A 23,503-nucleotide genomic window follows, 5' to 3' on the forward strand; every position below is an offset into this window, starting at 1 on the left:
CTCAGGCCAGCCTGCGGAAGCCGAGGAACAATCCCAGCCAGAGCGCCGTGCGGAAGCTCATGGCGCCCACGCTCTGCATCGCGACCTCGTCGCTGGTGAAGTGGAACCAGACGACGACACCGAGCATCACGGCGTTGGCGAGGAAGATCAGCCAGGCGCCGTTGCGGGCGGCGGCGGCACTGTTCCAGCCGGCCACCCCGGTTGCCACGTAGGCAAGCCCCATGATGGCGTTGTAAGTCAGCAGTGGCATGAACACCGTGTAGCCGGGATCGCGCAGGCCCAGCAGGGCGCTGCCGCCGGCTGCCAGCGTGACCAGGCCGAAGACGATGGCCAGCAGCGCGAGGGCGCGCTGCGGGCGGGCACGCTGCATCAGTGTGCTCATGCGGGCGATTGTCGGCCGGTCCTGCCATGGCCTGCAAGGCGGCGGCTGCTATGCTGGAGCATCGGCCTGGTCAGCTGGTGGACATCATGGGAATGGAGGGATTGCTCTGGGCGGCCGCGCTGCTGCTGGTTGCGCTCGGACTTGCCGGACTGGTGCTGCCGGCGCTGCCGGGCATTCCGCTGCTGTTCCTCGGCCTGGTTGCCGCAGCCTGGGCCGAGGGCTTCGCGCATGTCGGCGCCGGCACCATTGCCGTGCTGGCACTGCTGGCGCTGCTCGCCTGGGGTGCGGATTTCGCCGCGGTCGCCTTCGGTGCGCGCCGCTTTGGCGCCACGCCGCGGGCCGCCTGGGGTGCGGCGGCCGGGATGCTCGTCGGGCTGTTCTTCGGGCTGCCCGGCATCCTGCTCGGGCCGTTCCTCGGCGCGATGCTCGGCGAGCTGCTGGGCAACCGCTCGCTGCGTCAGGCGGGACTGGCGAGCCTGGGCGCCACGCTCGGCCTCGCCTTCGGCGCCGCGGTGAAGATGGCGCTCGCCTTCGTCATGCTCGGCATCTTCCTGGTGGCACGCTTCAGCAGCGGCAATGGTGCCTGACAGGAAAAGGTGCCAAAGGAAAAGGTGCCGGAAAAGGTGCCTCAAAGGAAAAGGTGCCTGACATATTTTCCGTTTACGGAAAATATGTCAGGCACCTTTTCCTTTGAGGCACCTTTTCCGGCACCTTTTCCTTTTTCCTTTGTTGCGGCGCCTTTCCGTCGTGGCAGGCTCAGTCGTCGCCCATGCCGAGCAGGGCCAGCAGGTTGACGAAAATGTTGTAGATGCTGACGTAGAGGCTCACGGTGGCGAGGATGTAGTTGTCCTGGCCGCCGTGGATGATGGCACTGGTCTCGTGGAGGATCATGCCGGCCATGAGGATGACCACACCCGCGGAGATCGCCATCTGGAAAGCCGACAGGTCGACGAACAGGCCGACGAGGATCACGCCGAGCAGGCCGAAGAGACCGACCGTGAGGAAGCTGCCCATGAAGCCCATGTCGCGGCGTGACCTGATGGTGTAGGCGCTGAGGCCGGCGAACAGCAGGCCGGTCACGCCGAGGCTGGTCATCACCAGCTCGCCGCCATTCGGCACCGCGCGCAGGTAGGCGCTGAGCAGCGGGCCGAGCGTCAGGCCCATGAAGCCGGTCAGGGCGAATACCGCGGCGATACCCGCGGCCGAGTTGCGCAGCCGGAAGGTGAGGAACAGCAGGCCGAAGTACCCCACCAGCGTGACGATGGGCCCGAGGTAGGGCATGCCGACCGCCATGGCGACGCCGGCCATCGCCGCGCTGAAGAGCAGCGTGGCGGCCAGCAGCATGTAGGTGTTGCGCAGCACGCGGTTGGTTGCCAGTTCCGATGGCCTGGCAACGGCGCCTCCGGTGAAGCTGCCACCAGGGCCGCTGCGATCACCTGTCACCACCCGCAATCCGCGCTCGTCCGCCATGCTGCATCTCCTTCAAGAAAGCCGCTTCGGCTCGCGAGTCATTATGCCGGGCGCGCCGCAGGACTCAAGGACCTGCGTTATGACATGATCGAAGCTGGCGACGGGGAGCAATGCGGCATGAAACTGCAGCAGCAGGTCATCTGGATCACCGGCGCGTCCTCCGGTGTCGGCGAGGGCATGGCCCGGGTCTTCCACCGCGAAGGCGCCCACCTCATCCTGTCGGCGCGGCGGGAAGCCGAACTCCAGCGTGTCAAGGCCAGCTGCCAGGGCCCGGGAACCATCGACATCCTGCCCTTCGACATATGCGATGCCACGGCACGCGAGGCCGCCGCGCGCAGCGTGCTGAGCCGCCACCCACGCCTCGACGTGCTGGTGAACAACGCCGGCATCGGCCAGCGAGCCGCTGCCCGCGACACCACGCTGGAGGTGGTGCGCCGCATCATGGAGGTGGACTTCTTCGCGCCGGTGGCGCTGGCCGGGCTGGTCCTGCCGCGCATGATCGCGCAGCGCTCCGGGCGCTTCGTGGTGACCTCCTCGGTGGCCGGCAAGCACGCCGTGCCCCACCACAGTGCCTACTGCGCGGCCAAGCACGCGCTGCATGGCTACTTCGACACGCTGCGCGTCGAGCACCTGCAGGACGGCATCCGCGTCACGCTGCTGGTGATCGCCGGCATCAGCAGCAACGTCTTTCGTCACGCGCTCACCGGCAGTGGCGCGGAATACGGCCCCAGCAGCTGGGACAACCGGAACGGCATGCCGGCCGAGGAGTGCGCCGCGCGCGTCGTCGACGGCATGCTCGCCGACGAGCAGGAAATGGTCATCGGCATCGACCAGGCACTGCAGGCGATGCGCCTGCGCGAGCGGGACCCGCAGGCCTTCGTCGAGCGCATGGCCGGGATGATGAAATGGATGGAGTCGCGGTAGCGGCGCACCGGGGGAGATTCCATCCATCCGGCTCCGGCTCCGGGCGGGGCGTGTGGCTTCGCACCGGCTTCCTCATGCAGAATAGGTATAGCCGGGTCCGGGCGACGTCGATCCGGCAATAATAAGTTCATATTAAACAGTTTATTACAGGGCTTTCCGCATCCAGGATAGAAGCTGATTCCGCAGCTGTCCACGGAGCGCCCGGCGGGTCGAGATGGAGATATACAAGGAGTTCATGTTCGAGGCGGCACACCGCCTGCCGAACGTGCCCGCGGGCCATCGCTGCGCCCGGCTGCACGGCCACTCCTGGAAGGGCACGCTGTACGTGCGCGGCGCGGTGGGCGAGCACAGTGGCTGGATCATGGACTACGCCGACATCCGCCAGGCCTTCGATCCGCTCTACCAGCAGCTCGACCACAACTACCTCAACGACATCGAAGGCCTGGAGAATCCCACCAGCGAGGTGCTGGCGAAGTGGATCTGGGCGCGGCTGAAGCCGCGGCTTCCCGGCCTCTCGCGCGTGGTGATCAACGAGACCTGCACCTCGGGCTGCATCTACCAGGGCGAGGAGGAGTAGGCGGCATGGCGCCCGGGCAGCCGGCCACCAGGGCGGGCGCGGCGCCGCCTGCCGCGGAAGCGGCCATGCGCCGCGCGCTGGAGGCGGCGCGTCGTGCGGCGCTCGCCGGCGAGCCACCGATCGGCGCCTGCCTGGTGCGAGACGGCGAGGTGCTGGCCGTGGCATCGAACTGCGTGGTGTCGGAACTCGACATCACCGCGCATGCCGAGATGACGCTGATCCGCGACGCCTGCCGGCGCGGGCGCACGCTCAGTCTCGCCGGCTGCGAGCTGGTCGTCACCGTGGAGCCCTGCCCGATGTGTCTGGCGGCGAGCCACTACGCCGGCATCGACCGCGTCATCTTCGGCGCGACGCTGGAGGACCTGCACGCGCTGACCGGCGGCGAGCTGCTGGCCGGGCCGCGCGGCAGCCAGCCCGGCGGTCCGGAGGTCGAGGGTGGCCTGCTGCGCGCGGAGTCGCTGGCGCTGCTGCGCGCCTGGGCCGGTGGAGGGCGCGGATGAGCGCGGCGCCGGATGCGGCGAGGGCAGCGGCAGGTGTGGCGCAGTACGACGCCATCGCCGTGCCGTACCAGCGTTCGAAGGAATCACCGATCCGGCGCTATCTCGAAAGCCACGGCTTCTTCGCGCTGCTGGGCGAAGTGGCCGGCCTCGCGGTGCTGGACCTCGCCTGTGGTGACGGTTTCTATACGCGACAGCTGCGCCAGCGCGGCGCACGCCAGGTGCTGGGCGTGGACATCTCCACCGCCATGATCGGCCTGGCCCGCGGCCAGCTGCGCCCGACCGACGCGGACATCGACTACCTGGTGTGCGACGTGCAGGAGCTGCCGGTGCTCGGCCGCTTCGACATCGCCGCTGCCGCCTACCTGCTGCATTACGCGCGCGACGTCGGCGAGCTCGGCCGCATGTGCCGCAGCATCGCCCGCCAGCTGCCGCCGGGCGGCCGCCTGGTCGCCATCAACGAGAATCCAGATCAGCCCGAGTGCCGCTACGCCGGCTACCTGCGCTACGGCTTCAGCAAGAGCGTGGCCTCGCCACGCAGCGAGGGCTCGCCGATCACCTACGCCATGATCAGCGGCCGCGAGCTGTTCCGCTTCGAGGTCTACCATTTCGAGCGCGCCACCTACGAGGCGGCACTGGCCGCGGCGGGATTCACCGACATCCGCTGGCATCCGCTGCAGCTGGACCCGCAGGGCCTGGCGGTGATGGGTGCCGAGTACTGGTCCGAGTACCTCGGCAACCCGCCGGTGGTGGGCCTGACGGCACGGCGGGCGGGCTGAGGCGCGGAGCGCAGGCATGGCGCGCGGCATGGACCATCGTGCAGCCGGCGCCGGCGGGGACGAGCGCAGCCTGCCGCGGATCGTCGAGCGGCTGGCGCGCGCGCAGCCGCAGGCGGTGGCCGTGAGCGGCATCGGTGACAGCCTCGACTACGCCGCGCTCAACCGCCGCGCCAACCGCATCGCCGCCTGCCTGGCCGCGGGCGGTGTCGGTCGCGGCAGCCTGGTCGGTCTCGCGCTGCCGCGGGGGAGCGACCTGGTGGCGGCCTTGCTCGGCATCCTCAAGGCCGGGGCTGCCTACGTGCCGCTCGATCCCGGGCTGCCGCCGCGACGCCTGCGCCGCATGATCGAGCGTGTTTCCATGCCGATGCTGGTGACCGGGTCCGCGCTGCTGCCGGTCCTTGGCAGCGGACTGCCGACGCTGTGCCTGGACCGCGATGCCGCCGTCATCGACGGCGCCAGTGCCGGGGATCCTGCCGTCCCGCTGGCAGCGGCGGATCCCTGCTACGTCATGTTCACCTCGGGTTCCACCGGCGAACCCAAGGGCGTGGTGGTCACGCATGGCAACGTCGCGCGGCTGTTCGATCACCTGGGCCCGCAGCTCGGCCTTGGCGCCGCCGATACCTGGAGCCAGCTGCATTCCTGCGCCTTCGGCTTCTCGGTGTTCGAGATCTGGGGTGCGCTGTGCCACGGCGCGCGCCTGGCGCTGGCCCCGGCGCAGGCGCGGGCCGATGCCCTGGCATTGCGCGATTTCCTGCGGCGGGAAGGCGTGACGGTGCTCAGCCAGACACCCTCGGCATTCCGCGAGACGGTGCTCGGCCCGGCGTTCGCCGGCCAGTGGGCATCGCTCGCGGTGCGCCTGCTGGTGCTGAGCGGCGAGGCCGTGCAGGTGGACGACCTGCGGCGCTGGTGGGCCGCGCAGGCATCGGGCAGACCGCGGCTGGTCAACAGCTATGCCATCACCGAGGCCGGCGGCAACGTCATGCTGCGCGAGTACGCGGCGGGCGACGACGATGCGCGCAACATCGGCCTGCCGCTGCCCGACGTGCCGGTGCACATCCTCGATGCCGCCGGCGTGGCCGTGCCGGACGGCGAGGCGGGCGAGCTCCACGTCGGCGGGCCCGGCATCGCCGCCGGTTACCTCGACGATGCCGCGCTGACCGCCAGCCGCTTCATCGACAGCGGGCCGCAGGCCGGGCGGCTGTACCGCACCGGCGACCGCGTGCGCAGGACCGCTGACGGCAGCCTGGAGTTCCTCGGCCGCCTCGACGAGCAGGTCAAGTGGCGCGGCTATCGGCTGGAACTCGGCGAGATCGAGTCGCTGCTGCGGACGCATCCGGGTGTCAGTGCCGCCGCGGCGGCGATCCGCGCCGACGGCTCCGGCGAGGAGAAGCTGGTCGCCTACGTGGTGCCCGGCGGCGGCGCGGGCGCGGCGCGCGAGCCGGAGTTCTGGCCGTCGCTCGGCGGTTACCAGGTCTATGACGATTTCCTCTACGGATTGATGACGAGCGATGCCGTGCGCAATGCCGCCTTGCGCACCGCCTTCGAGCGCCATGCGGCGGACCGCGTGGTGCTCGACCTCGGCACCGGCCCGCAGGCGCTGCTGGCGCGCATGGCGGCGCAGGCCGGCGCACGCCACGTGTATGCGGTGGAACTGCTGCCGGCCGCGGCGGAACAGGCGCGCGCCGCGGTGGCCGCCGCGGGCCTTGCCGGGCGCATCACCGTCATCACCGGCGACGCCGCGACGCTGCAGCTGCCCGAGGCGGCCGAGGTCTGCGCGCAGGGCATCATCGGCAACATCGGCAGCGCCGATGGCATCGCCGCCATCTGGAATCGCGTGCGCAGCCAGTTTGCCGCCGGCGCGGTGGCGATACCCTCGCGCTGCACGACGCTGATCGCGCCGGTGGAACTGCCCGCGGCACTGCGCGCCTCGCCGAGGCTGGCACCGCTGGCGCTCGACTACGTGCGCCGCATCTTCGCGGCCGAGGGCCGGGCCTTCGATCTGCGCCTGTGCCTGCGCAACCTGTCACCCGGCCAGCTGCTGGCGCCACCCCGGGTATTCGAGGACCTCGACTTCGCCGGTGCACTGCCCGAGGCGCACGCCGGCGGCGCCCGCTTCGAACTGGCCCGGGCCGGCCACTTCGACGGCTTCCTGCTGTGGACGGTGGTGACCACCACGCCGGGCTGCGTGATCGATTACCTCGAGCACCAGCACGCCTGGCTGCCGGTGTTCATGCCTTTGCCGGTGGACGGGCCCGCGCTGTCCGCGGGCGCGGTCATCGAAGCCGGATGGCAATGGCAGGCCGGCCGCGATGGCCTGTTCCCCGACTACCAGCTCGAGTCCCGCTACAGCATTGGCGGACGCAACGAGCACCACCGCTACCTGACGCGCCACCACGAGACGGCGCAGTGCGGCACCGCCCTGCACCGGCGCCTGCTCGAGTTGCCCGAGGCCGCCGTCGATCGCGTCGCGCCCGGCGACCTGCGCGCCTGGCTGGCGCGCCATCTGCCCGAGCCCCTGCTGCCCAACGCCTGGATGTACCTCGACGCCCTGCCGCTCAACACCAGCGGCAAGCTCGACCGGCGCGCGCTGCCGGCGCCCGCGGCACGCACCTGGGGCGGGCAGGGCGGTGCGCCGCAGACGGCGCTGGAATCCGACCTCGCCGCGCTCTGGGCGGAGATCCTCGGTGTCGCCGCCGTGGGCATGCAGGACAACTTCTTCGACCTCGGCGGCGATTCCATCGCGGCGGTGCGCCTCACCACCCAGTTGCAGCAGCTGCTCGACGCCGACGTGATGCTGGCGGCGATCTTCGAGGCACCGACCCTCGCCGCGCTCGCCCGCTACCTCGGCGAGCGTCATGCCGCTGCGGTGAGTACCCGCTACGGCACCGTCCGCAGCCGCAGCCCGGCGCAGCAGGCCGGCATGCCCCGCCAGCACGACGAGCCATGACCGCCTCCGGCGTGCTCGCGCAGCAGCGTGGCACGATGCCCGCGGCCGGGGACGGCCACCTGCCGCTGAGCCCGGCGCAGCAGGGCTTCTGGCTGCTGCAGTCGCTGGATCCGGCCAGCACCGCCGCCAACGAGCAGTTCGCCCTCTTCCTCGACGGGCCGCTGGACCGCGGCGCGCTGGCGCAGGCCTGGCGCGGCGTGCTGGCACGTCACGAGATCCTGCGCGCCCGCTTCGGCGCCGACGATGGCCTGCCCTGGCAGCGTTTCGACGCCGGACCCGGCGAGGCACCGCGCGAGGTCGCCGGACTGTTTTCGCCCGGGGCGCTGCTGGCCTTCGCAGCCGGGGAGATCGCTAGGCCCTTCGACCTCGCCAGCGGGCCGCCGCTGCGCGCGGTGCTGCTGCAACTCGGTCCGGATGAGCACGTGCTGCTCGTCACCGTGCATCACATCGCCGCCGATGGCCTGTCGGTGGCAGTGATCCGTGACGATCTCGCGGGACTCTATGCCGACCTGGTCGCCGGCCGCGCCACGGAGCCGGATGCGGCGCCAGGCTACGGTGCCTTCGCACTGGACGAGCAACGCCAGGCAGGCAGCGCGCGGCAGGCCCGGCATCTCGACTGGTGGTGCCGGCAACTGGCCGGCGCGCCGGCGCGGCACTCGCTGCCGCAACGGCTGCATGAGGCTTCGCGCCCCGCCGCAGGCGGCAGCCGCCGCATCGCCTTCGGGATACCGGCCGACGCCATGGCGCGGGCGCGCAGCCAGGCGCGCGCCACGGGCGTCACGCTGTTCACGCTGCTGACCGCGGCGCTGCGCGTGTTGCTGGCGCGGCTCGGCGGCCAGGAGGACGTGCTCATCGCCGTGCCGGTCACCCGGCGCGACGATGCGGCGCGCCGGCGCATGGTCGGCTGCCTCATCAATACCGTGGTGCTGCGCACGCCGGTGGCAGCGGACAGCCGTTTCGACGCGCTGCTGCTGCAGGAGCGCGCCACCCTGATCGCCGCGCTGGAGCACCGCGAGCTGCCGTTCCATCGCCTCGTCGAAGCGCTGCCCGGGGAGCGACGCGCCGGCGCGCAGCCGCTGGCGCAGATCCTGCTGCAGTTCGATGTCGCGCCCCCGCCGCGGCAGGCGGGCGGCGTGGGCTTTCGCATCGCGCCGCTGCACGTGCCGCGCGAGTCGGCCTGGGACCTGGAGTGGTCGCTGACCGACCAGGGCGAGGGCCAGGCGCTGCAGGGCCATCTCGCCTATGCCTGCGCGCGCTTCGAGGACTGGGTGGCCGAGGCCATGCCTGGCCAGCTGGCGGTGCTGCTCGATGCCGCCACCCGCGAGCCGCAGCAGCCCGTCGGCCTGCTGCCGCTGCTCGACGACGCGCAACGACGGCGGATGCTGGTGGAGTGGAATGCGACGACGGCACCGTTCCCGCAGGCCGCCACCCTGACCGCCCTGGTCGCGGCGCAGTGCCGGCGCAGCCCGGGAGCGGTGGCGCTGGAATGGGGCGACGGCACGCTGTCCCATGCGGAACTCGCGCGCCGGGTGGACTGGCTGGCGGCCCGGCTCATCGATGCGGGTGCAGGCGCCGGCAGCCGCGTGGCGCTGTCACTGACACCCTCGGCGGAGCTGGTCATCGCCCTGCTGGCGATCCTGCGCACGGGCGCGGCCTGCGTGCCGCTCGACCCGGCCTATCCGCGGGCGCGGCGCGAGTTCATGCTCCGCGACGCCGAGGCCTGTCTGTTGCTGACGCGGGGCACCGCGGACCTGGACAGCGGCGCGACGGTCTGCCTCGACCTCGATGCGCTCGGCGAGCCGGCGCCCGGCGAAGTCGTGCCCGCCGTGGCGGAGGGCGCGGCACCCGGCGATCCCGCTTGCCTGCTCTATACCTCCGGCTCCACCGGGGAGCCCAAGGGTGCCATCGGCACGCATCGTGCCGCGGTCAACCGCGTCCACTGGATGTGGCAGGCCTGCGGCTTCCGCGCGGGCGACGTGTTCTGCCTGCGTACCAGCCTGAGCTTTATCGACTCGCTGTGGGAAATCTTCGGTGCGCTGGCCCACGGCATCCGCCTGGTCGTGCTGCCCGGCGAGGCGGCCCGTGACCCGGCTTTGCTGGTGCCGGCACTCGCGCGCCATGGAGTGACCCAGCTGGTGCTGGTGCCGCCACTGTTGCGCGCGCTGCTGGAATGGGCGCCGGACCTGGGCCGGCGCCTGCCCGGGCTGCGCCACATCATCACCAGCGGCGAGCCGCTGCCGGTGGACCTGTGGGCGACGACCCGCGATGCCCTGCCGGCCGTGCGGCTGCTCAACACCTATGGCAGCTCGGAGATCTGGGATGCCAGCTGCTGCGACACCAGTGCGATCGGGCAGGCTCCGGAGCGCATGCCGATCGGCCGGCCGATCGCCAACATGCGCTGCTACGTGCTCGATGCGCGGCTGCAGCCGCTGCCGCCCGGCGTGGCGGGGGAACTCTGCGTGGCGGGCGTGGGCGTCGGCGGCGGCTACTGGCGCCGCCCGGAACTCGACGCGGCGCGCTTCGTCCCCGATCCCTTCGGTGCACCCGGCGAGCGGCTCTTCCGCAGCGGTGACCGCGCCCGCTGGCTGCCCGATGGCAGCCTCGAGTGCCTGGGCCGCCTCGACCGGCAGCTCAAGCTGCACGGCTTTCGCATCGAACCCGGCGAGGTGGAGGCGGTGCTGCGCGGTTGCGAGGGCGTGGACGATGCCGCGGTACTGCTGCGCGAGGAACAGGGCACGCCGCGCCTGGTGGCCTGGATCGCCAGCGGCGATGCCGGCCTCGATACGGCGGCGCTGGCGGCACGGGCGGCCGGGCGCCTGCCGCCGTTCATGCGCCCCGCCGCCTGGGTGATCCTGCCGAAGCTGCCGCTGACACCGAGTGGCAAGATCGACCGCGATGCGCTGCCCGCCGCGCCGGAGCCGGTGCCGGATGCGGCGGCCCCCGTCGGCGACATCGAGACGCGGCTCGCGGGGCTGTGGTCGGCGGTGCTCGGCATCGCCGCGCCCGGCCGCCACCGCAGCTTCTTCGATCTCGGCGGCCAGTCGCTGCCCGCGCTGCGCGTGCTGGCGCGCATCGCCGGCGAGTTCCGCGTGGCGCTGACCCTCGGGGACTTCTTCGACGCGCCGACCATCGCCGGTCTGGCGGCACGCATCGCCGCAGGCGGTGGCCAGGCGCCGCCACCGGCACCGTTGCCCTTGCCGGCAGACGTGGCGCCGCCGCTGTCCCGGGGCCAGGAGCGGCTCTGGTTCCTCGACCAGCTCGACCCCGCGAGCCCGGCCTACAACATCGCCTGGAGCCTGGTGATCGAGGGACCGCTCGATCCCGGACGGCTGCAGCGCGCGCTCGACAGCGTGGTGGCACGTCATGCGGTGCTGCGCAGCGCCTACCCGGCGCTGGCGGGCCACCCGGTGGCGGTGGTGGCGCCGGCGATGCAGGTCAGCATCGCGCGGGAATCCGTGGCGGACGCCGCGCTGGAGGCGCGCCGCAGCACGCTCGCCCGCGAGCCCTTCGATCTCGGCCGCGGCCCGTTGCTGCGCGCCACGCTGCTGCGCCTGGCGGCGGACCGCCACGAACTGGTGCTGGTCCTGCACCACATCGTCACCGACGGCACCTCCAACGGCATCCTGCTGCGCGAACTGGCCGATGCCTATGCCGGGCGGCCGGCACCGCCGCCGTTGCCATTGCAGTATGCGGACTACGCCGCCTGGCAACGCCGCGGGCTCGACGACGATGCCAGCCGTGCGCAGCTCGACTGGTGGCAGGCCCGGCTGGCCGGTGCGCCGCCGGCGCTGGAGCTGCCCACGGATTTCCCGCGGCCGGCGGAGCAGCGCTTCCGTGGTGCCTGGATCTGGCGCTCGCTCGACGCCCGGGCCGCCGCCGCGCTGCGTGAGTTCGCCGGCGCCCGCCAGGCGACGCTCTACATGCTCATGCTCGCCGCCTTCGATGTCCTGCTCCAGCGCTACAGCGGCCAGGACGACATCGTCGTCGGCACGCCCGTCTCCTCCAGGCCGCAGGCCGACCTCGAGGGCCTGGTGGGCCTGTTCGTCAACACGCTGGTGCTGCGCACCGACCTCGGCGGCACGCCCGGCTTCGACGAGGTGCTGGCCCGCGTGCGCGCCACCGCCATCGAGGCCTTCGCGCGCCAGGATGTTCCCTTCGAGCGGCTGGTCGAGCGCCTGCAGCCGGGGCGCTCGCTCGCCCGCGCGCCGGTGTTCCAGGTGATGTTCAACCTGGTGCCGATGCCGGCAGCGCCCCTGCGCGCGGGCAATGTCGTCTTCCGGCCAGGCCGGCTGATCGACCACGGCGTGTCCAGCTTCGACCTGGCACTGACCGTGGGCGAGCAGGCCGACGGGCTGGAGCTGCTGTTCGAGTTCGACACCGACCTGTTCCAGGCCCGCAGCATCGAGTGCTTCGCCGATGCCTACCTGGCGCTGCTCGCTGCCGTGCAGGCCGCCCCGGGCGAGCCGGTCGCCAGCCTGCCGCTGGCGGATGCCGCGGAGGGCGCGCGCCAGCGCCGGGCGCTGGCCGGCGCGCACTCGGGCGGGCGGCCCGCCCGCGACGTGCTCGCCCTGTTCGCGGCCGCGGTCGCGCAACGTCCCGCGGCACCGGCGCTGCATGCCGCCGGCTGCACGCTGGATTACCGCAGCCTCGACCAGCGCTCGGAGCACATCGCGCGTTGCCTGCTCGCTCTCGGCCTGCGTCGCGGTGACCGGGTCGGCATCTGCCTGCCGAGGATCGCCGACCTCATCGCCACCCTGCTCGGTGTGCTGAAGGCCGGCGCGGCCTACGTGATGCTCGAGCCGGAGCAGCCGCGGGCACGGCTGGCGTCGATGCTGCGCGATGCCGGGCCCGCGCTGCTGGTCGTCAACGCCGCCACGCGCGCGGCGCTGCCGGAGCCCGGCGTGGCCTGCCTCGACCTCGATGCGGCGGCGATGCCGGATGCACCGGTGGCAGCGGCGCTGCCGGTGCCTGTCGAAGCCGATGACCTGGCCTACCTCGTCTATACCTCGGGCAGCAGCGGCGAGCCCAAGGCGGTGGCGGTCAGCCGCGGCAACCTCGCGGCGACCTTCGATGGCTGGCGCGAGGCCTATGGCCTGCTGGACAGCGACGTGCACCTGCAGCTGGCCAATGCGGCCTTCGATGTCTTCACCGGCGACTGGACGCGCGCACTGCTCTCCGGCGCACGGCTGGTGCTGTGCCCGCGGGAGCTGCTCGGCGAACCCGGGCGCCTGCACGGATTCATGCTGGCGCAGGGCATCACGGTGGCGGAGTTCGTGCCCGCCGTGGTCCGCCCGCTGCTCGCCTGGTGCATGGAGGGCGCACGTCGCCTCGATGGCCTGCGGCTGCTGGTGGTGGGCTCGGAGGCCTGGCAGCCGGCCGAGTACCAGGCGCTGCGGCGTCTCTGCGGGCCCGGCGCGCGCGTCATCAACTCATACGGCGTGGCCGAGGCGACCATCGACAGCGCCTGGTTCGAAGGCGATGCGCGGGGCGCCGCACGCCTGCCCATCGGCCGGCCCTTCGCGCAGGCCACGCTGCAGATCCTCGACGCGCGCGGCCAGCCGGTACCGGCCGGCATGCCCGGGGAGATCTGCATCGGTGGCCGCGGCGTGGCGCAGGGTTACTGGCGCCGGCCCGCACTGACCGCGGCGCGCTTCGTCGCCGATCCCCGGGAGCCGTCGCGCAGGCTGTATCGCACGGGTGACCGTGGCCGGCTGCGGGCCGATGGCCTCGTCGAGTTCCTCGGGCGCCTGGACGGGCAGCTGAAGCTGCGGGGCCTGCGCCTGGAGCCCGGGGAAGTGGAAGCGGCGCTGGCGGCATGCCCCGGTGTCGCGCAGTGCGCGGTGGGCCTGCACCATGCGACGGCGGGCGAGCCGCTGCTGGTGGCCTGGGTGGTGGAGACCGCACCCGGCGCCTGCAGCGCCGATGGCCTGCGCACGGCGCTGCGCCAGCTGCTGCCCCAGCCGCTGGTGCCCGCGCGGTTCCGGTTCCTGACGCGCCTGCCGCTGACTTCAAGCGGCAAGCTGGATCGTCGTGCGCTGCCGGCACCGGCCGCCGCGGACGGCACGGCGATGACGGCGCCGGATGCGCCGCGCAGCGCGCTGGAAGCCACGCTCTGCGAGCTGTTCGCCGCGGTGCTGGACGCAGATGCGCCGGCAGGCGTGCACGAGGACTTCTTCGCGCTCGGCGGCCATTCGCTGCTCGCCACGCGGCTGGTGGCGCGCATCCGCGACACGCTCGAGGTCGAGCTGCCGCTGCGTGCCTTGTTCGAGACGCCGACGGTGGCGGGGATCGCCGCGACGCTGGCCGCCGGCACCGCGGCGCCGGTCCCCCCGGTGACCCGCCGCGACGCCACGAGCGCGGCGCCGCTGTCCTGGCCGCAGCAGCGGCTGTGGTTCCTCGAGCAGCTGGAACCCGGCAACGCGGCCTATCACCTGCACCTTGCGTTCCGCCTGCGCGGGGCGGTGGATGCCGCGGCGCTGCAGGCTGCACTGGATGATCTCGTCGCGAGGCAGGCGGCATTGGGCAGCACCATCGGCGTGATCGATGGCGAGGCCGTGCAACGACCGGCAACGGCCGCGCCGCCGCGGCTGGCTCGGGAAGATGCCGGTGCCTGCCCGCGGGCGCAGCTCGAGGCCATCCTGCGCGGCCACATCGGCCAGCCCTTCGATCTCGGCCGCGGGCCGCTGCTGCGGGCGGTGCTGCTCGATCTCGCCCCCGGCGAGCAGCTGTTGCTGCTGGTGATGCACCACATCGTCGCCGATGGCTGGTCGATGGCGGTGCTGCTGCGCGAACTGTCGATGTCCTACAACGCGCGGCTCGGCGGCGCGCCCGCGCGGCTGCCGCCGCTGCCCGTGCAGTACAGGGACTACGCACTCTGGCAGCGCGACGTGCTGCGCACGGCCGGCTTGCAGGGACAGCTCGGGTACTGGCAGCGACAGCTGGCCGGGATGCCGGAGCGGATCAGCCTGCCGACCGACCGGCCGCGGCCCGCCGTGCAGGGCCATCGCGGCGCCTGGCTGACGCTGCCGCTGCCGGCGAAGCTGGCCGATGGCCTGCGCGCGCTGGCGCAGCGCGAGCGGGCGACGCTGTTCATGGTGCTGCTGTCGGGTTTCCAGGCGCTGCTGTCGCGCTTCACGGGCGAGGAGGACATGGCGATCGGCACGCCGGTGGCCGGGCGCGGGCACAGCGAGATCGAGGGGCTGATCGGCTTCTTCGTCAACACGCTGGTGCTGCGCGGTGACCTGCGTGGCAACCCGACGCTGCTGGAGCTGCTGGCGCGCACGCGACGCACGGCGCTTGATGCCTTCGCCCACGCCGATGTGCCCTTCGAGAAACTCGTCGAGGCGCTGCAGCCACGTCGCAGCCGCGCCTTCGCACCGCTGGCCCAGGTGTTCTTCGCGTTCCACAACCAGCCGCGCGCCGCGCTGGCCCTCGAAGGCGTGACCGCGATACCCGAGGTGATCGAGGGCGGGAGCGTCAAGTTCGACCTCGCCCTGCACCTCGCCGAGGAGGCCGGCGGCCTGGTGGCGGGCTTCGCCTACGACATCGACCTGTTCGACGCGCGGACGGTGTCGCTGCTGGCGGAGGGTTACGTGCGGATGCTGGAGGCGTTTGCGGGCGACGCAGGTCAGCGGCTGGGCGAGGTGGTGGTGCAGGAGGTGGCGGAAGAGGTGCCAGCGGAAAAGGTGCCTGAAAAGGTGCCAGTCACCATTTCCACCCCGAGCGTGCCGGTCACCACTGGTCTGCGCGGAAATGGTGACTGGCACCTTTTCAGGCACCTTTTCAATGACGGGCACCTCTTCCGAAATGGGCACCTTTTCACTGACACCACCCTGCCGGCGCGCTTTGCCGCGGTGGCGGCTGCCGACCCGGGGCGGCTGGCGGTGTCGGATGGTCAGGGGAGCTGGAGCTACGGGGAACTCGAGCGGCGGGTGGAGCAGGTGGCCTCGCGGCTGGCGGCGGCCGGGGCGAAGGGCAGGGTAGCGCTGCTGCTCGGGCAGGACCGGGTGATGGTGGCCGGGGTGCTCGGGGTGCTGCGCGCGGGCTGCGCCTACGTGCCGCTCGATCCCCATGCGCCACGGGCCCGGCAGGAGCAGATCCTCGCCGCCAGCGGGGCGACGGCGGTGGTGAGCGATGCGCGGCAGCTGGCGGCGGCAGCGTGGCTGGCCGGGAGCGGCCTGCCGCGGGTGCGGGCCGACGAGGAAGGGGAGAGCCCATCGGGACCGCCGCCGATGCCCGATGATCCGGCGGCCGCGGCCTACCTGCTCTTCACCTCGGGCACCACGGGAGAGCCGAAGGCGGTCACCCAGACGCAGGAGCATGTGCTCGGACTGGTCGGCAGCTGGAGCCGGCAGCTCGGCATCGGGCCGGAGGACCGGCTGGGGCTGTTCTCCGGCTACGGCTACGACGCGGCGGTGCAGGACCTCTTCGGTGCGCTGCTCAACGGAGCCTCGGTGCATGTGCTGGACCTGCGCGGCGGGGCGAGCGCACCGGAGCTGGTGGACCGCATCGCTGACGAACGCCTCACGCTGCTGCACTTCACCCCGACGGTGTACCGCTACCTGTTCGGCGGACGGGTGAGCTGCGAACAGAACCTCTCGGCGGTGCGCCTGGTGGTGCTCGGCGGCGAGGAGGCGAGGCGCAGCGACCTGGAGCTGTTCAGGCTGCGCTTTGCGCGGGGAGCGCGGCTGGTCAACGGGCTGGGGCTGACCGAGTGCACGACGGTGCTGCAGTACTTTGCCGACCACGACACGCGGGTGCTGGGCGAGAGGCTGCCGGTGGGAAGGCCGGTGCCCGGGGTGCAGGTCCGGATCGTCGGGGATGGCTGGCAGGGGGAGCTGGAGATCGAGAGCCCGTGGCTGGCAGTGGGCTGCGGCCCGCGCTACCGCAGCGGGGACCGGCTGTGGCGGCTGCCCGACGGGCAGTGGCAGTGGGCGGGGCGGGAGGACCGGCAGCTGAAGCTGCGGGGCCAGCGCATCGAGCCGGCGGAGGTGGAGGCGGCGCTGGTCGCGTGCGAGGGGATCGGCGAGGCGGCGGTGCTGCTGCGGGAGGTGGAGGGCGAGGGGATGCTGGTGGCCCATGTGGTGGCGGGGGAGGGCTTCGACGAGGCGGCCACGCGCCGGCGACTGCGCGAGCGGTTGCCGGAGTACATGGTGCCCGGTGCGTTCGTCGTCGTCGCCGGCCTGCCGCGCAAGGCGAACGGCAAGCTCGACGAGGCGGGGCTGCCGCCACCGGCGCGGCGGCAGCCGGCGGTGGCGGTGCCGGCGCGCACGGAGATCGAGCGGCGGCTGCTGGCGCTGTGGAGCGGGGTGCTGGGGAGAGAAGGGATCGGCATCGACGACGACTTCTTCGCGCTCGGCGGGCACTCGCTGCTGGCGACGCGGCTGATCGCGCGGGTGCGCGATGCGTTCGCGCTGGAGCTGCCGCTGCTCGCGCTGTTCGAGGCACCCACCGTCGCCGGCATGGCGGAGCGGCTGGCCGCGCTGGAGCCGGCCGGGGTGCTGCCGCCGATCCGTCGCCTGCCGCGGACCCCGCAATGAGCGGTACCGCCATGGAACAGGCCTTCCCCTGCTCGTACGCGCAGCAGCGGCTGTGGTTCCTCGAGCAGCTGGAGGCGCCTGGCGCCGCTTACAACGTGCGCCTCGCGGTGCGCCTGCGCGGTGAGGTCGATGCCGGGTTGCTGCAACGGGCCCTCGATGCCGTGGTTGCGCGCCACGAGGCACTGCGCACCAGCCTGCGCCAGCAGGACGGCGAACTCATGCAGGTGGTGGCTGCCATGGCCCATGTGCCGCTGCAGATTCTTTCCATGGAAGGCGCGGACACGGCTGCCCTGCGTCGCGAAGTCGGTGTCCTGAGTGGTCATGTGTTCGACCTCGCCAGCGGCCCGCTGCTGCGCGCCTGGCTGCTGTGCGCGGCGCCGGGCGACCAGGTGCTGCTGCTGCTCGCGCACCACGTCATCTCCGATGCCTGGTCGGGCGGCGTGCTGTTCCGCGACCTGATGGAGCACTACGCCGCGCTCCGCGAATCGCGGCCGCCACGCTTGCCGGAGCTGCCCGTGCAGTACGCCGATTTCGCGGCCTGGCAGCGCGAGTGGTTGCAGGGCGAGGCGTTGCAGGGGCAGCTGGCCTGGTGGCGCGAAGCCCTGGCCGGCGCGCCGCCGTTGCTGGAACTGCCGACCGACCGGCCGCGGCCGGCGGTGCAGGGCTTCCGCGGCAGCCGCTGGACGCGGATCCTCGAGCGCGCGCTGGTCGACGAACTGCAGGCCTTCGCCCGGCGCGAAGCCTGCACGCCGTTCATGGTGCTGCTGGCGGCATTCGACGTGTTGCTGGCCCGCTGTTCGGGCCAGACAGACATCGTCGTCGGCACGCCGGTGGCCGGACGCCGGCGCACGGAACTCGAGCCGGTCATCGGTTTCTTCGCCAACACGCTCGCCATGCGCGTGGACCTGACCGGCGATCCCGACTTCCGCGAGGTCCTGGCCCGCGTGCGGCGCAACGTGCTCGGCGCCGTCGCGCACCAGGACCTGCCGTTCGAGAAGCTGGTGGAGGCACTGCAGCCGCTGCGCAGCCTGAGCCACGCGCCGCTGTTCCAGGTCATGTTCATCCTGCAGAACACCCCCTGGGAGGCGGCCAGCGTGCCCGGCCTCGTCATCGAGCCGGCGGAGACCGATGCCAGCGGCGCCGCGAAATTCGACCTCACGCTTTCGGCGACCGGTTTCGACGGCGAGCTGTGGCTCGGCGTCGAGTACAACAGCGACCTGTTCGACGCGCCGACCGTGGCGCGCTTCGCCGCCTGGTACGAGCAGCTGCTGCGCGCGGCGCTGGCTGCTGCCGACACGCCGATCGGCGAGCTGCCGCTGGCCACCGCCGCGGAACTGTCCGCCGCGCTCGCCAGCGGCCAGGGCGAAGACCGGGAACTCGACCCGCGGCAGGGGTTGCATCAGCTGGTGTCGGCGCAGGCCGCGAGACGGCCCGACGCCGTTGCCCTGGAGTGCGGCGCGGAACGCTGGACCTACGCCGAACTCGACGGCCGGGCCGCGGCGCTGGCGGCGCGCCTGCGCGCGCTGGGTGCCGGGCCGGGCACCGTGGTGGGCATCGCGCTGGAGCGATCGCCGGCGATGGTCGCGACGCTGCTCGGTGTGGCGCGCGCCGGCGCGGCCTGGCTGCCGCTGGACCCGGCCTACCCCGACCAGCGCCTGCACTTCATGTTGCGGGACTCGGGCGCGCGCTGGCTCATCACGCAGCGCGCGCTGGCCCTGCGCTTCGCCGCCTTCGATGGCGTGCTCTGCCTGGAGGATCTCGGCGCGGGAGACTGCCTGCTGTCGCCCGCGCAGGAGGGCATCGAGGCCGGGCAGCTCGCCTACCTGATCTACACCTCCGGCAGCAGCGGCGAACCCAAGGGCGTGCGTGTCACGCATGCCGCCGTGGTCAACTTCCTGCGCAGCATGCAGCGCGAGCCCGGCATCCACGAGACGGATCGCTGGCTGGCGGTGACCACGCTGTCCTTCGACATCGCCGTGCTCGAGCTGCTGGGCCCGCTGTCGGTGGGCGCCACCGTGGTCATCGCCACGACGGAGCAGGCGCGCGACGGCGCCGCCCTCGCGCAACTGCTGGCCCGCTCGCGCATCGGCATCATGCAGGGCACGCCGGCGACCTGGCGCGCGCTGCTGGCGAGTGGCTGGCGCGGCAGCCCGGGGCTGCGCGCGCTCTGCGGTGGCGAGGCCCTGCCCGCGGATCTCGCCGCGGCGCTGCTGGAGGCGGGTGCCACGCTCTGGAACCTCTACGGACCGACGGAAACCACCATCTGGTCGAGCTGCGCCCGCATCACGGACCCCACCGACATCGGCGCGGGGCTGCCCATCGACAACACGCAGGTCTACATCCTCGACGAGGCCATGCGTCCTCTGCCCGACGGCGTGCCGGGAGAGATCTGCATCGGCGGTGCCGGCGTCGCGCAGGGCTATCACGGCCGGCCCGCGCTGACGGCGGCGCGCTTCGTTGCCGATCCGTTCCGCCCGTCGGCCGGTGCGCGCCTGTACCGCACCGGCGATCGGGGGCGGCGCCGTGCCGACGGCCGCCTGCAGGTGCTGGGGCGGCTCGACGGGCAGCTGAAGCTGCGCGGCTTCCGCATCGAGCCGGGTGAGGTGGAGGCCGCGCTGGCCCGCTGTGCCGGCGTGGCGCAGTGTGCCGTGGGTCTGCGCGAAGCGGCGGGCGGTGAGCCGGCGCTGGTGGCCTGGGTGGTCGCGGCGGGCGCGGCGCCCTCCGCAGACAGCCTGCGTGCCGCGCTGCGCCGCGTACTGCCGGAGTACATGGTGCCCGGGCATTTCCTGTTCCTCGAGCGCCTGCCGCTCACCGCCAATGGCAAGCTCGACCGCCTGGCACTGCCGGCACCCGCGGGCGTGGAGCCGGTGGCGAGTCACGCGGCGCCCCGCTCGGCGCAGGAGGCCACGCTGTGCGCGCTGTTCGCCGCGGTCCTCGGCATGCATCGCGCCGTGGGCATCGACGAGGATTTCTTCGCGCTCGGCGGCCACTCGCTGCTGGCGACCCGGCTGGTGGCGCGCGTGCGCGCGGTGTCCGGCGTCGCGCTGCCGCTGCGGGCGGTGTTCGAATCGCCCACCGTGGCGGGTCTGGCCCTGCGTCTGGCGGCGGCCGGGCCGGCACCGCTGCCGCCCCTGCTGCCGCGGGCCAGGGCAGGCGACAGGGCGCCGCTGTCGCCGGCGCAGCAGCGGCTGTGGTTCCTCGAGCAGCTCGAGCCGGGCAGCAGCGCCTATCACCTGCATGCGGCTTTCGAGCTGCGTGGTCCGCTGGAGCTGCCGGCGCTGGAGCAGGCACTGCAGGATCTCGTGGACCGGCACGAGGCGTTGCGCACCCGCTTCGGCGGCGGTGCCGACGGCAGCGGCGAGCAGTACATCGCCGCCCGCGGTTCGCTGCCGCTGGAGCGCATCGTGCCCGCACCAGGCGAGGATCCGGTCGAGCGGCTGCTGGCGCTGGTGGAGCGGCCCTTCGACCTCGGCCGCGGACCGCTGCTGCGGGTGGTGCTGCTCGAACTCGGCCCCGGCGAGCGGCTGTTGCTGCTGGTGATGCATCACATCGTCGCCGACGGCTGGTCGATGGCGGTGCTCTTCGGCGAGTTGTCGGCCTGCTACGCGGCCCGTTGCCGTGGCGAGCCGGCGCAGCTGCCCCCGCTGGCCGTGCAGTACGCCGATTACGCCAGCTGGCAACGGCGCGGGCTCGAAGATGGCGAGCTGGCACGGCAGATCGACTACTGGCGCGAACAGCTGGATGGCCTGCCAGCGTACATCCGCCTGCCCGAGGACCGGCCGCGACGGCCGCTGCAGCGCCATCGCGGCGCACGCCTCGGACACGGCATCGGGCGCCGGGTCCTGGATGCACTCCACGCGCTGGCGCAGCGCGAGCGGGCGACGCTGTTCATGGTGCTGCTGGCGGGTTTCCAGGCGTTGCTGTCGCGCTTCACGGGCGAGGAGGACATGGCGATCGGCACGCCGGTGGCCGGGCGCGGGCACAGGGAGCTCGAGGGGCTGATCGGCTTCTTCGTCAACACGCTGGTGCTGCGCGGTGACCTGCGTGGCAACCCGACGCTGCGGGAGCTGCTGGCGCGCACGCGGCGCACGGCGCTGGATGCCTTCGCCCACGCCGATGTGCCCTTCGAGAAACTCGTCGAGGTGCTGCAGCCACCGCGCGACCCCGGCCGCACGCCGCTGTTCCAGGTGCTGTTCAACCTGCACAACGAACCGTCGCGGCCGTTGCGGCTGCCGGGCGTGGCGGTGACGCGGCGGTCGCTGCCGCGGCGCACGTCGAAGTTCGACCTGGCCCTGTCGCTGGTCGAGCACTCCGACGGCCTCGACATGAGCCTCGAGTACGACATCGACCTGTTCGACACGCGGACGGTGTCGCTGCTGGCGGAGGGTTACGTGCGGATGCTGGAGGCGTTTGCGGGCGACGCAGGTCAGCGGCTGGGCGAGGTGGTGGTGCAGGAGGTGGCGGAAGAGGTGCCAGCGGAAAAGGTGCCTGAAAAGGTGCCAGTCACCATTTCCACCCCGAGCGTGCCGGTCACCACTGGTCTGCGCGGAAATGGTGACTGGCACCTTTTCAGGCACCTTTTCAATGACGGGCACCTCTTCCGAAATGGGCACCTTTTCACTGACACCACCCTGCCGGCGCGCTTTGCCGCGGTGGCGGCTGCCGACCCGGGGCGGCTGGCGGTGTCGGATGGTCAGGGGAGCTGGAGCTACGGGGAACTCGAGCGGCGGGTGGAGCAGGTGGCCTCGCGGCTGGCGGCGGCCGGGGCGAAGGGCAGGGTAGCGCTGCTGCTCGGGCAGGACCGGGTGATGGTGGCCGGGGTGCTCGGGGTGCTGCGCGCGGGCTGCGCCTACGTGCCGCTCGATCCCCATGCGCCACGGGCCCGGCAGGAGCAGATCCTCGCCGCCAGCGGGGCGACGGCGGTGGTGAGCGATGCGCGGCAGCTGGCGGCGGCAGCGTGGCTGGCCGGGAGCGGCCTGCCGCGGGTGCGGGCCGACGAGGAAGGGGAGAGCCCATCGGGACCGCCGCCGATGCCCGATGATCCGGCGGCCGCGGCCTACCTGCTCTTCACCTCGGGCACCACGGGAGAGCCGAAGGCGGTCACCCAGACGCAGGAGCATGTGCTCGGACTGGTCGGCAGCTGGAGCCGGCAGCTCGGCATCGGGCCGGAGGACCGGCTGGGGCTGTTCTCCGGCTACGGCTACGACGCGGCGGTGCAGGACCTCTTCGGTGCGCTGCTCAACGGAGCCTCGGTGCATGTGCTGGACCTGCGCGGCGGGGCGAGCGCACCGGAGCTGGTGGACCGCATCGCTGACGAACGCCTCACGCTGCTGCACTTCACCCCGACGGTGTACCGCTACCTGTTCGGCGGACGGGTGAGCTGCGAACAGAACCTCTCGGCGGTGCGCCTGGTGGTGCTCGGCGGCGAGGAGGCGAGGCGCAGCGACCTGGAGCTGTTCAGGCTGCGCTTTGCGCGGGGAGCGCGGCTGGTCAACGGGCTGGGGCTGACCGAGTGCACGACGGTGCTGCAGTACTTTGCCGACCACGACACGCGGGTGCTGGGCGAGAGGCTGCCGGTGGGAAGGCCGGTGCCCGGGGTGCAGGTCCGGATCGTCGGGGATGGCTGGCAGGGGGAGCTGGAGATCGAGAGCCCGTGGCTGGCAGTGGGCTGCGGCCCGCGCTACCGCAGCGGGGACCGGCTGTGGCGGCTGCCCGACGGGCAGTGGCAGTGGGCGGGGCGGGAGGACCGGCAGCTGAAGCTGCGGGGCCAGCGCATCGAGCCGGCGGAGGTGGAGGCGGCGCTGGTCGCGTGCGAGGGGATCGGCGAGGCGGCGGTGCTGCTGCGGGAGGTGGAGGGCGAGGGGATGCTGGTGGCCCATGTGGTGGCGGGGGAGGGCTTCGACGAGGCGGCCACGCGCCGGCGACTGCGCGAGCGGTTGCCGGAGTACATGGTGCCCGGTGCGTTCGTCGTCGTCGCCGGCCTGCCGCGCAAGGCGAACGGCAAGCTCGACGAGGCGGGGCTGCCGCCACCGGCGCGGCGGCAGCCGGCGGTGGCGGTGCCGGCGCGCACGGAGATCGAGCGGCGGCTGCTGGCGCTGTGGAGCGGGGTGCTGGGGAGAGAAGGGATCGGCATCGACGACGACTTCTTTGCGCTCGGCGGGCACTCGCTGCTGGCGACGCGGCTGATCGCGCGGGTGCGCGATGCGTTCGCGCTGGAGCTGCCGCTGCTCGCGCTGTTCGAGGCGCCCACCGTCGCCGGCATGGCGCAGGCGCTCGAGCGCACCGCGGCACGGCCGGCCGACCCGGCGCTGCCGCCGCTCACGAGGCGGTCGCGCCGCACCGGCGCTTGAGGCCCTGGCCGCCGTCCGGGCTATGATGCCGGGTTTCC

Annotated in this window: 10 protein-coding genes; 8 read left to right on the forward strand and 2 right to left on the reverse strand. The window is 72.7% G+C overall.

What is annotated here, in order from left to right:
- Position 1 precedes the first annotated feature (1 nt).
- The gene (locus HRU81_01790) at positions 2 to 370 is read right to left on the reverse strand and encodes a hypothetical protein (GenBank protein QOJ33238.1); all 369 of its coding nucleotides are present in this window, start codon (positions 368 to 370) and stop codon (positions 2 to 4) included.
- Positions 371 to 474: 104 nt separating this feature from the next.
- On the opposite strand from HRU81_01790, the gene HRU81_01795 reads away from it, so the two are divergent.
- Entirely contained in the window at positions 475 to 969 is a 495-nt protein-coding gene (locus HRU81_01795; GenBank protein QOJ33239.1) for a DUF456 domain-containing protein, read from the forward strand.
- A 169-nt stretch (positions 970 to 1,138) separates the two neighbouring features.
- Here the strand turns inward: HRU81_01795 and HRU81_01800 are convergent, their stop codons facing one another.
- Complete coding sequence (locus HRU81_01800) at positions 1,139 to 1,852, reverse strand: Bax inhibitor-1/YccA family protein (GenBank protein ID QOJ30940.1); 714 nt, start codon at positions 1,850 to 1,852, stop codon at positions 1,139 to 1,141.
- Between the two features lie 117 nt (positions 1,853 to 1,969).
- Between HRU81_01800 and HRU81_01805 the strand changes: the two genes are divergently transcribed.
- From HRU81_01805 to HRU81_01835, 7 genes are all read left to right on the forward strand, one after another.
- A complete protein-coding gene (locus HRU81_01805) occupies positions 1,970 to 2,776 on the forward strand; it encodes an SDR family NAD(P)-dependent oxidoreductase (GenBank protein ID QOJ30941.1) in 807 nt (268 codons plus the stop codon).
- 214 nt (positions 2,777 to 2,990) lie between these two features.
- Entirely contained in the window at positions 2,991 to 3,353 is a 363-nt protein-coding gene (gene queD, locus HRU81_01810; GenBank protein QOJ30942.1) for a 6-carboxytetrahydropterin synthase QueD, read from the forward strand.
- 65 nt (positions 3,354 to 3,418) lie between these two features.
- Complete coding sequence (locus HRU81_01815) at positions 3,419 to 3,853, forward strand: nucleoside deaminase (protein QOJ33240.1); 435 nt, start codon at positions 3,419 to 3,421, stop codon at positions 3,851 to 3,853.
- On the forward strand, positions 3,850 to 4,629 hold the full coding sequence (locus HRU81_01820) for a class I SAM-dependent methyltransferase (protein QOJ30943.1): 780 nt from the start codon (positions 3,850 to 3,852) through the stop codon (positions 4,627 to 4,629). Before HRU81_01815 ends, HRU81_01820 begins: the two co-directional genes overlap by 4 nt.
- A 16-nt stretch (positions 4,630 to 4,645) precedes the next feature.
- The gene (locus HRU81_01825) at positions 4,646 to 7,576 is read left to right on the forward strand and encodes an amino acid adenylation domain-containing protein (GenBank protein QOJ30944.1); all 2,931 of its coding nucleotides are present in this window, start codon (positions 4,646 to 4,648) and stop codon (positions 7,574 to 7,576) included.
- Complete coding sequence (locus HRU81_01830; protein QOJ30945.1) at positions 7,573 to 17,115, forward strand: amino acid adenylation domain-containing protein; 9,543 nt, start codon at positions 7,573 to 7,575, stop codon at positions 17,113 to 17,115. Before HRU81_01825 ends, HRU81_01830 begins: the two co-directional genes overlap by 4 nt.
- Complete coding sequence (locus HRU81_01835; protein QOJ30946.1) at positions 17,112 to 23,465, forward strand: amino acid adenylation domain-containing protein; 6,354 nt, start codon at positions 17,112 to 17,114, stop codon at positions 23,463 to 23,465. The genes HRU81_01830 and HRU81_01835 overlap by 4 nt, the downstream gene beginning before the upstream one ends.
- Positions 23,466 to 23,503 lie beyond the last annotated feature (38 nt).

This window comes from Gammaproteobacteria bacterium (assembly GCA_015709695.1).
Taxonomy (GTDB): Bacteria; Pseudomonadota; Gammaproteobacteria; order Steroidobacterales.